Origin of the sequence: Streptomyces sp. NPDC052052, from assembly GCF_040680455.1 — a bacterium.
GTDB lineage: Bacteria > Actinomycetota > Actinomycetes > Streptomycetales > Streptomycetaceae > Streptomyces.
Genome location: NZ_JBFAWU010000029.1, coordinates 82,706 through 91,678 on the forward strand (window position 1 = coordinate 82,706; position 8,973 = coordinate 91,678).

10 protein-coding genes are annotated in these 8,973 nt (G+C 70.1%); 5 read left to right on the forward strand and 5 right to left on the reverse strand.

Annotation, left to right across the window (positions count from 1 at the left end; all coding sequences use genetic code 11):
• Positions 1–132 precede the first annotated feature (132 nt).
• From AB0L71_RS28985 to AB0L71_RS29005, 5 genes are read left to right on the forward strand one after another with little or no spacing between them, the layout of a single operon-like run.
• Positions 133–1,026, forward strand: coding sequence for a sugar ABC transporter permease (locus AB0L71_RS28985; protein ID WP_365248434.1), 894 nt, complete (start codon positions 133–135; stop codon positions 1,024–1,026).
• Positions 1,023–1,862, forward strand: coding sequence for a carbohydrate ABC transporter permease (locus AB0L71_RS28990; protein WP_365248402.1), 840 nt, complete (start codon positions 1,023–1,025; stop codon positions 1,860–1,862). The genes AB0L71_RS28985 and AB0L71_RS28990 overlap by 4 nt, the downstream gene beginning before the upstream one ends.
• Entirely contained in the window at positions 1,862–3,160 is a 1,299-nt protein-coding gene (locus AB0L71_RS28995) for an extracellular solute-binding protein (protein WP_365248404.1), read from the forward strand. Before AB0L71_RS28990 ends, AB0L71_RS28995 begins: the two co-directional genes overlap by 1 nt.
• A 29-nt stretch (positions 3,161–3,189) precedes the next feature.
• On the forward strand, positions 3,190–3,765 hold the full coding sequence (locus tag AB0L71_RS29000) for a DUF1697 domain-containing protein (protein ID WP_365248406.1): 576 nt from the start codon (positions 3,190–3,192) through the stop codon (positions 3,763–3,765).
• A complete protein-coding gene (locus AB0L71_RS29005; RefSeq protein ID WP_365248408.1) occupies positions 3,762–4,157 on the forward strand; it encodes a nuclear transport factor 2 family protein in 396 nt (131 codons plus the stop codon). Before AB0L71_RS29000 ends, AB0L71_RS29005 begins: the two co-directional genes overlap by 4 nt.
• A 23-nt stretch (positions 4,158–4,180) precedes the next feature.
• On the opposite strand, the gene AB0L71_RS29010 is transcribed toward AB0L71_RS29005, so the two are convergent.
• The 5 genes from AB0L71_RS29010 to AB0L71_RS29030 all read right to left on the reverse strand — a co-directional run.
• Positions 4,181–4,945: a sirohydrochlorin chelatase gene (locus tag AB0L71_RS29010; protein ID WP_365248410.1), complete on the reverse strand. Its 765-nt coding sequence runs from the start codon at positions 4,943–4,945 to the stop codon at positions 4,181–4,183.
• 8 nt (positions 4,946–4,953) lie between these two features.
• Complete coding sequence (locus AB0L71_RS29015; protein ID WP_365248412.1) at positions 4,954–5,832, reverse strand: ABC transporter permease; 879 nt, start codon at positions 5,830–5,832, stop codon at positions 4,954–4,956.
• A complete protein-coding gene (locus AB0L71_RS29020) occupies positions 5,819–6,607 on the reverse strand; it encodes an ABC transporter ATP-binding protein (protein WP_365248414.1) in 789 nt (262 codons plus the stop codon). The genes AB0L71_RS29015 and AB0L71_RS29020 overlap by 14 nt, the downstream gene beginning before the upstream one ends.
• Before the next feature lie 42 nt (positions 6,608–6,649).
• On the reverse strand, positions 6,650–7,762 hold the full coding sequence (locus tag AB0L71_RS29025; protein WP_365248416.1) for an aliphatic sulfonate ABC transporter substrate-binding protein: 1,113 nt from the start codon (positions 7,760–7,762) through the stop codon (positions 6,650–6,652).
• Between the two features lie 248 nt (positions 7,763–8,010).
• Positions 8,011–8,973: GTP-binding protein (locus AB0L71_RS29030; RefSeq protein WP_365248418.1), on the reverse strand; the 963-nt coding region annotated here is incomplete at its 5' end.

The following is an 8,973-nucleotide window of genomic DNA, read 5'->3' on the forward strand; positions in this document are numbered from 1 at the left end:
TCAGCACGATGACGAGGGCAACCCGAGCGGCCAGAACGGTACGAAGCCGGTGAAGTGACGCAAGGGGGCGAAGTCGTGACTTTATCCAGTACGGTCGCACATTCCGGGAGGCATGGTCCGCCCGACGGCCCGATCGGCCGGGGCTCCGGGCCGATCGACCGCGGCGCCGGCAGCTGGTTCCTGGTACTGCCCGCGCTGATCCCGATCCTGATCCTCAGCGTCGGCCCGCTCCTCTACGGCATCGCGCTGGCCTTCACCGATGCCCAGTCCGGCCGCACCCGCGCCACCCAGTGGACCGGCGGCCTGAATTTCCAGGACCTGCTCCATGACACCCTCTTCTGGGACTCGTTCCGAATCGGTCTGCTGTGGGCGGTCGGCGTCACCGTCCCGCAGTTCGTCCTGGGGCTCGGCCTCGCCCTGCTGCTCAACCAGAACCTGCGGATGCGCTGGCTGGCACGGGCCCTGGCGATCGTTCCGTGGGCGATGCCCGAGGTGGTCGTCGGCATCATGTGGCGGCTCGTGTACCACCCCGACGCGGGCGTGCTCAACGAGACCGTCCGCGATCTCGGCCTCGGTGACGGCCGGGACTGGCTCACCGGACTCGCCACCGCGCTGCCCGCCGTGATCGTGGTGGGCGTCTGGGCCGGCATGCCGCAGACCACCGTCGCTCTGCTGGCCGGACTGCAGAACACCCCGCAGGAACTCCACGAGGCCGCAGCGCTGGACGGGGCGGGTGCCTGGCGCCGCTTCCGGACCGTGACCTGGCCCGTGCTCCGGCCGGTCGCGCTCTCCATCACCGCGCTGAACTTCATCTGGAACTTCAACTCCTTCGCCCTGGTCTACGTACTGACGAACGGCGGACCCGGCGGCCGCACCCGGTTGCCGATGCTCTTCGCCTACGAAGAGGCTTTCCGCTACGGACAGTTCGGCTATGCCGCGGCGATGGGCTGTGTGATGGTCGCGGTGGTGGCGGTGATCCTCGCGGTGCGTCTTGTCGGCCGACTCGAAGGAGGCGAGGACCGGTGAGCCTGCGCACCAGCAGATCCGCACGCGCCGGACAGTACGTGGCACTGCTCGGCTACCTCGTCTTCCTGGCGTTCCCGTTCCTGTGGCTGATCTCCACCGCCTTCAAACCGGCGCGCGAACTGGGCTCCCTGCACCCGACCTGGATCCCGGACCATCCGACGCTGGACAACTTCCGCACCGCGTTCGACGAGCAGCCGCTGCTGCGGGCCGCCGCCCATTCGCTGACCGTCGCGCTCTGCGCCGCCGTCGTCGCGGTCCTCATCGCCACGCCCATGGCCTATGCGATGGCCCGCCACCGCTCCAGGCTCTCGACGGCCGCCGCCGGATGGGTCGTGGTCAGCCAGGCGTTCCCGTTCGTCCTGCTGATCATTCCGCTCTTCCTGGTCCTGAAGAAGCTCCATCTGATCAACACCCTGTCAGGACTGATCATGGTGTACGTCGTCTGGGCGCTGCCCTTCGCGCTGTGGATGCTGGTGGGATACGTCCGGGCCGTGCCCGTCGAACTGGAGGAGGCCGCCGCGGTCGACGGCGCGGGCCGGTTGCGGACCCTCGTCTCGGTCACCGTCCCGCTGCTGGCCCCCGGCATCGTCGCCACGGCGCTCTTCGCGTTCATCACCGCATGGAACGAGTTCTTCTTCGCGCTGGTCCTGCTCAAGACACCGGAGAAGCAGACCTTGCCGGTCGTCCTGACCCACTTCATCGGCGCCGAGGGCGCGGCCGACCTCGGGCCGCTCGCCGCCGCAGCGTTCCTCGCGACCCTGCCTTCGCTGGTCGTGTTCGCCGTCATCCAGCGCCGGATCACCGGCTCGCTGCTGGCCGGGGCGGTGAAGAGCTGATGCGCGCACCTGTGCGGACGGCGGTTGCCGCCCTGACCACCGCGCTGGCCCTGCTGCTCACCGGCTGCGCCGGGACGGACGACGGCGGGGACGACAGCGGCCGGACCGAGCTCAGCTTCCAGTCACTGGCCTGGCAGAAGGAGTCCGTCGAAGCCAACAAGCAGCTGGTGAAGGAGTGGAACGAGACCCACCCCGACATCCACGTCAGCTACGTCCAGGGCAGCTGGGACACCGTCCACGACCAGCTGCTCACCTCCTTCGAGGGCGACGAGGCGCCGGACGTCATCCACGACGCCTCCGACGACCTCGCCGACTTCGCGTACGGCGGCTACCTCGCCGATCTGCGGACGCTCCTCCCGGACCGGCTGACTGCCGACATCCCGCAGCAGAGCTGGCGGACGACCACCTTCGGCGACGGCGTGTACGGGGTGCCGTTCCTCCAGGAGCCCCGCGTCCTGATCGCCAACTCCAGGATCCTCAAGGAGTCGGGGGTCCGTATCCCGACCCCCGACAGGCCCTGGAGCTGGACCGAGTTCCGGCAGATCACCAAGGAACTGACCGGAAGGGGGAGATACGGCGTCGCCTGGCCGCTCAAGGAGCCGGTCTCCGTCACCCTCAACCTCGGCCTCTCCGCCGGTGGCCGTCTCTTCCACCCGGGCGCCGACGGCACGGTGGACATCCGTGCGGAGGAGGGGGACCAGACCGTCCCCGGCACCATCCACGACCAGGTCAACATCGACCACAGCGCCGCCCGCACCGCGCTCGGCATGGGCGGCTCGGACACCCTCCCCGGATTCTTCGGCGGCAGGTACGCGATGGTTCCGCTGGGCTTCTCGTACCGCCAGCAGGTCGTCGAGCAGGCCCCCGAAGGGTTCGAGTGGACGGTCCTGCCCGCCCCGGCCGGCAGCGGGGGCCTCGCCCAGGGGGTGAGCCCACAGACCCTCTCCGTCTCGGAGGCCAGCCCGCACAAGAAGGAGGCCGCGCAGTTCATCGACTTCCTGCTCCGCCCGCAGAACATGGTGCGCCTGGCCCAGGGGGACTGGATGCTCCCGACCGGCACCGCCGCCCTCGCGGACCCGGCCCTGCACACCGACAGATACGGCTGGTCGACCGGTGTCGCCGTGGCCCGGGCGTTGCGCCCGGCACCCGCCCAGTCGGTGCGCGGCTACCCGGAATGGAAGGACAAGGTCGCCACCCCGGCCCTCCAGGAGTACTACAGCGGGGCGATCGGCGCCGAGGAGCTCAGGAAACGTCTGGTCGACGACGGGAAACGGGTGCTGGCCCGGTATCAGCGGTGAGGAGGCAACCCCCTGGCTAGGGTGTGACCATGACGACGTACGCGGCGCTGTTGCGCGGGATCAATGTCAGCGGCCACAAGAAGGTCCCGATGGCTGAACTGCGCGCCCTGCTCACGGAAATCGGCCACACGGACGTCCGTACTCACCTGCAGAGCGGCAACGCGGTCTTCAGCACCACGTCGGACGACGAGGAGGCGATCGCCGCCGAGCTGGAACAGGCCATCGAGAAGCGGTTCGGGTTCCCGGTCCCCTGCCTGGTACGCAGCGGCGGCTACCTCGCGGCGGTCGCCGACGCCTGTCCGTTCCCGGCCGCCGAGCTCGAGGGCAGACAGCTGCACGTCACCTACTACGGGCAGCCTGTCGACGCGGCCCGCTTCGAGGGGATCGACGCGGCGGCCCACCTTCCCGAGGAGTTCCGGCTCGGCGACCGCGCGCTCTACCTCTACGCCCCCGACGGCCTGGGCCGGTCCAAGCTCGCCGAGGCGCTGGCCCGGCCCTCCCGCACCAAAGGCATCACCGCCACCTCACGCAACTGGAACACCGTGGTCAAGCTGGTGGAGATGACAGCGGACGCAGAGACCGGAGACCACGGAGCCCGCGCATGAGGGAGCCGTCCGCCGGTGTGGTCGAGGCGATGGAGGGCGAGCTGCGCCTCCTGGATCCGCTGGTGCGCGCCCGTGCCGACCTCCTCGCCCAGCTGCTGCACCCCGACTACCGCGAGATCGACTCCACCGGCCGGGTCTGGGACCGCGACGCGATGATCGCCCTGCTGACCGCGGACAACGCCCCACGTCCCGGCCCGATCACCGTGTCCGGGATGCGCGGCGCGCAACTGGGCGACGAGGTCGTCCACCTCACCTACGACACCGAGCGGAAGGGGCGGTTCACCCACCGCAGTTCGCTCTGGCGGCTGACCGACGGGGGCTGGGTGCTCTACTTCCACCAGGCCACGCCCTTCGACCACGCAGACCACTCCGGCCCCGATGCCGCGGGCTGAAACCCTCGGGGACAGGTCGGGCGCTACGCGCTGAGCGCCACCGGCCGCGCGAGCGGGACACGGGCCTCGTCGTACCGGGTCAGCAGCAGCCGCGCCAACTCCTTCGAGGGACCGAGGACATCGGCCAGTACGTCCGCCCCTGCGGCCCCGGCGGCGATCCGGTCCGGGAGCCGGCCCGGTGCGATGACGTACGGGGCCACCGCCACCTGCCGTACCCCCTCGGCCCGCAGGGCCCGCACCGCTTCCTCGGTGCGGGGGAACCCCGTGGGGGATGCGGCGGAGGCGAACGCAGGCCGCACGGCGCACCAACCGGTGTGCCGCAGCTCCCGCGCGATTTCAGCGATCACTGCGATCGCCTCCGGGTCTGTGGAGCCCGCCGAGGCCAGGACGAGCCCGGTCGAGCTTCGGTCTTCGGGACGGACTCCGGCCTCGTGCAGCCGGCGTTCCAGTGCCGCGTTCAGCAGGGGTGAGGGGCCGAGCACCTCGGCCTGCCGGATGCGCAGCCGCGGCAGTCCGACCCGGGCTTCGTGCAGCACTGTGGGGATGTCGGACTTGGCGTGGAAGGCCCGGGTGAGCAGGAGCGGGAGCGCGATGACGTCCTCGGCGCCCTGGGCCGCCAGCCGTTCCAGTACGCGCGGTACCGAGGGTGCGTTGAAGTCCAGGAAACCGGTCTCCACGCGCAGCCCCGGCCGCAGCGACCGGACCCGCGCGGTGAGCGCGTGCACGGTCGCCGCGTGCCGCGGGTCGCGGCTGCCGTGGGCGATGACGAGGAGGACCGGACGGGGCATGGTGTGGCTCAGTTCTTGACGAGGAGGCCGCGGCTGCGCAGCACCCACCGCTCCAGCGGGCTGAAGATCAGCAGATCGATCGCGATGCCGACGAACAGGATCAGGATGATGGCGAGGAAGATGCCGGGCATGTCCGCGTTGTTGCGGCCGTTCTCCAGCAACTGCCCGAGGCCGAGGCCCAGATCGGGGGAGGACGCGATGATCTCGGCGGCCATCAGCGAGCGCCAGGAGAACGCCCAGCCCTGCTTGAGTCCGGCCAGGTAGCCGGGCAGCGCCGCCGGGAGCACGATGTGCCAGGTGCCGCGCAGCCCGGTCGCGCCGAGCGTACGGCCCGCCCTGAGGAACAGCGGCGGCACCTGGTCGACGCCGGAGACCAGCCCGTTGGCGACCGAGGGGACGGCGCCCAGCAGGATCACGGCGTACATCATCCGGTCGTTCAGCCCGAGCCAGATCACGGCCGGGGCCACCCAGGCGACCGACGGCAGGGACTGCAGCCCGGACAGGATCGGGCCGATCGCGGCCCGTACCGGCTTCACCCGGGCGACGAGCAGACCCAGCGGGGTGCCGATGGCCACGGCCAGCAGGAAGCCGAGCAGTCCGCGCGAGATGCTGGTCCAGACGACTTCCAGCAGCGTCCCCTTCAGCCACATGTCGGACGCGCTGTCCCACACCGCGGCCGGTGACGGCAGCTTGTAGTCGTCGGTGACCTGGGCCTCGACGAGCAGCTGCCAGACGACGATCACCAGCGCCACCGCCAGCACCGGCGGCAGCACCTTGTTCAGCAGCACCTGGCGCACCGGGGTGCGGCGCACCTGCACGGCGTCCAGCGCGTCGAGCCCGGCCTCCAGACCGGCCAGATCGTCGGGCTTCGTGTCAGTGCTGGCCATGACGGCGGATCTCCCCACGCAGTTGTTCGGTGATCTCGACGGACAGCTCCGCGACCGCGTTGTCCTCGATACGGCGCGGCTGCTCGATGTCGACCGTCCACTCACGGGCGATCCGGCCGGGGCGGGACGACAGCAGGACGACCCGCTGGGCGAGCCGTACGGCCTCGCGCACATTGTGGGTGACGAAGAGGACCGAGACGCCTGTCTCGCGCCAGATCCGGGTCAGCTCGTCGTGCAGCACGTCCCGGGTGATGGCGTCGAGCGCGGCGAACGGCTCGTCCATCAGGAGTAGTTGACTGTCCTGGGCGAGGGCGCGGGCCATTGCCACCCGCTGCCGCATACCGCCCGAGAGTTCATGCACACGTTTCTTGTACGCCCCGCCAAGCCGCACGAGTTCGAGCAGCCGCTCGGCCTCCTCGCGGCGCCGGGACGTGGCCACGCCACGCAGCCGCAGGGCGAGTTCGATGTTCTTGCCCGCGGTGAGCCACGGGAACAGGGCGTGCTCCTGGAACATCAGGGCCGGCCGCCCGCCGGGGGTCTCGATGGACCCCGCGGTCGGGCGGTCGAGTCCGGCCACCAGATTGAGCAGCGTCGACTTTCCGCATCCGGAGGCTCCCAGGAGGGTGACGAACTCGCCCGGTGCGACATCGAGCGTGATGTCGTCGAGGACGAGCTGCTGTCCCTGTGGTCCGCCGAAGGACTTGGAGACGTGCGTGATACGGGCGGCGTGCCCGACAACTGCACGGTCCTCGGCCTTGGTGAGGGTGGTCGCCATGGTCGTCACCTCCTGGGAATCCTGGAGTCGGGTGCGGGTGGCTTACTTGACGCCGAGACCGGCGTCGGCGACCTCGGGCTCGCCCGCGGCCTTCAGGACCTTGTTCAGCGGCTTCAGGTCGTAGATGCCGGTGAGGTCCGGCTTCTCCAGCAGACCGGCCTTGACCGCGTGCTCGGCCTCGGCGTCGAGCGTGGCGGCCAGCGGGTCATTGGTGATCTGGATCGACTTCCATGCCGGGTCGATGACCTCGGCGGGCAGCGCCTTGCCGGTCAGCTTCTCCAGGGCGGTGTTGGCGGAGGCCTTCGCCTTCTCCGGATTGGCATTGATCCAGGCGTTGGTCTTCACCGAACCGCGCAGCACCGCCTCGACGACGTCCGGGTGCTCGCTGAGGAACTTCTGCGACACGATGATGTTCGTGATCACGAACTGGTTGTCCGGCCACAGCGTTCGCTCGTCGAGCAGTTCCTTGGCGCCCTCGGCGACCAGCTTGGACGCGGTGGGCTCCGGGACCCAGGCGCCGTCGATGGAACCGGACTTGTAGGCGTCCGGGGTCACCTTGTTGTCCGTGCGGACCACGGAGACGTCGCCCTTGCCGCTCTGGGCGTCGACCTTCCAGCCCTTCTCCGAGATCCAGTTGAGGAAGGCCACGTCCTGGGTGTTGCCGAGCTGCGGGGTGGCGATCTTCTTGCCCTTGAGGTCGTCCAGGGTCTTGATCTTCTTCGGGTTGACGACCAGCTTCACCCCGCCGGAGGCCGAACCGCCGATGATCCGCAGGCTCTTGCCCTTGGACTTGGTGAAGCCGTTGATGGACGGGGACGGACCGATGAATCCGATGTCGATCGAGTTGGCGTTGAGCGCCTCGATCTCGGAGGGGCCGGCGTTGAACTGAGAGGTCTTCAGCTGGGTGCCGCCCAGTTCCTTCTGGAAGATCCCCTCCTGGTCGCCGACCAGTGCGGTGGCGTGCGTGAGGTTGGGGAAGTAGCCGATCCGGACGGTGTCCGTGGAGAGCTTCTTGGCGTCGGCGGCGACATCCGCGGTCTTGGAGTCGTCGTTCGCCTCGGAACCGTAACCGCACGCGGTGAGGGCGACGGCGAGCAACGGCAGTGCGGTCGCGGCGGCGAGGCTGCGGCGAAGCGTGGTACGGGGGGCAGGCACGGGAGGTGTTCCTCTCGTTGGCCCGGTGCTCATGTCCCTCAAAAAGAGATCACGGGGACACGGCCGGGACGTCGGCAGGTCTTCGTCTGAACCGGTGGTGCGGGGCGTGCGGTGGGAGCGAGTGGGCGCGCAGGCAGTGCGCGTACGTCATCGCGCACATCGCGCAACCCCGCCCTGGCCGCTGCCGAGGGCGCCGCTGCCGATGCGGCCGCCCTCCTTCGCGAACGTGGAGTAGACGTCGATACCCATCAGAAGTCCCATTCGTCGTCGGCGGCGGCCGTGGCCCCGGGGTCGGCCGCGGCGGCGAACGAGGCACCGGCCATGCCGGCCGTCAGCGTGGTGCCGTCCGCCGGGTCGATCAGGAGGAAGGAGCCGGTGCGCCGGGAGTCCGCGTAGGCGTCCAGGGCGAGCGGTTCCGCGGTACGGACGACGACCCGGCCGATGTCGTTGGCGACGAGCCGGCCCGGCGCCGGGTGCTGCGAGAGGTCGTCCAGCGTGAGCCGGGACGGGATGTCCTTGACGATCGCCTTGACCGTCCGCGTGGTGTGCTTGAGCAGCACCCGCTGGCCCACCGCGAGCGGCTGGTCGGCGACGTGGCAGACGGTCGCCTCGACGTCCTGGGTCACCGCGGGCGCGTCGTCGGCCGGTGCGAGGAGGTCGCCGCGCGAGATGTCGATGTCGTCGGCCAGCCGGATCGTCACCGACTGGGGGGCCCAGGCGATGGCGACGCTCTCACCGAGCGCGTCGATCGCGTCGATCGTCGTCGTACGCCCCGACGGCAGGACGGTGACGGACTCGCCGACGCGGAAGGCGCCCGCGGCGATCTGGCCCGCGTAGCCGCGGTAGTCGGGATGCTCGGCGGTCTGCGGCCGGATGACGTACTGGACGGGGAACCGGGCGTGGCAGGCGGTGAGGTCATGGCTGACCGGAACCGTCTCCAGGTGTTCCAGGACGGTCGGGCCGCCGTACCAGTCCATGTGCGCGGACGGTTCCACGACATTGTCGCCGGCCAGCGCGGAGATCGGGATCGTGGTGATCTCCGGAACGCCGAGCGAGGTGGCGTACGCGGTGAACTCCTCGGCGATGGCGGCGAAGACCGGCTCCGCGTAGTCGACCAGGTCCATCTTGTTGACGGCCAGCACCACGTGCGGCACCCGCAGGAGTGCGGCGACGGCGGCGTGGCGTCGGGTCTGTTCGACGACGCCGTTGCG

Excerpts from the sequence above, each read along its gene's own strand:
- AB0L71_RS29015 (WP_365248412.1), bottom strand. The coding sequence starts at position 5,832 with ATGGCCAGCACTGACACGAAGCCCGACGATCTGGCCGGTCTGGAGGCC.
- AB0L71_RS29000 (WP_365248406.1), top strand. The coding sequence starts at position 3,190 with ATGACGACGTACGCGGCGCTGTTGCGCGGGATCAATGTCAGCGGCCAC.
- AB0L71_RS29010 (WP_365248410.1), bottom strand. The coding sequence starts at position 4,945 with ATGCCCCGTCCGGTCCTCCTCGTCATCGCCCACGGCAGCCGCGACCCG.
- AB0L71_RS29020 (WP_365248414.1), bottom strand. The coding sequence starts at position 6,607 with ATGGCGACCACCCTCACCAAGGCCGAGGACCGTGCAGTTGTCGGGCAC.
- AB0L71_RS29005 (WP_365248408.1), top strand. The coding sequence starts at position 3,762 with ATGAGGGAGCCGTCCGCCGGTGTGGTCGAGGCGATGGAGGGCGAGCTG.
- AB0L71_RS28995 (WP_365248404.1), top strand. The coding sequence starts at position 1,862 with ATGCGCGCACCTGTGCGGACGGCGGTTGCCGCCCTGACCACCGCGCTG.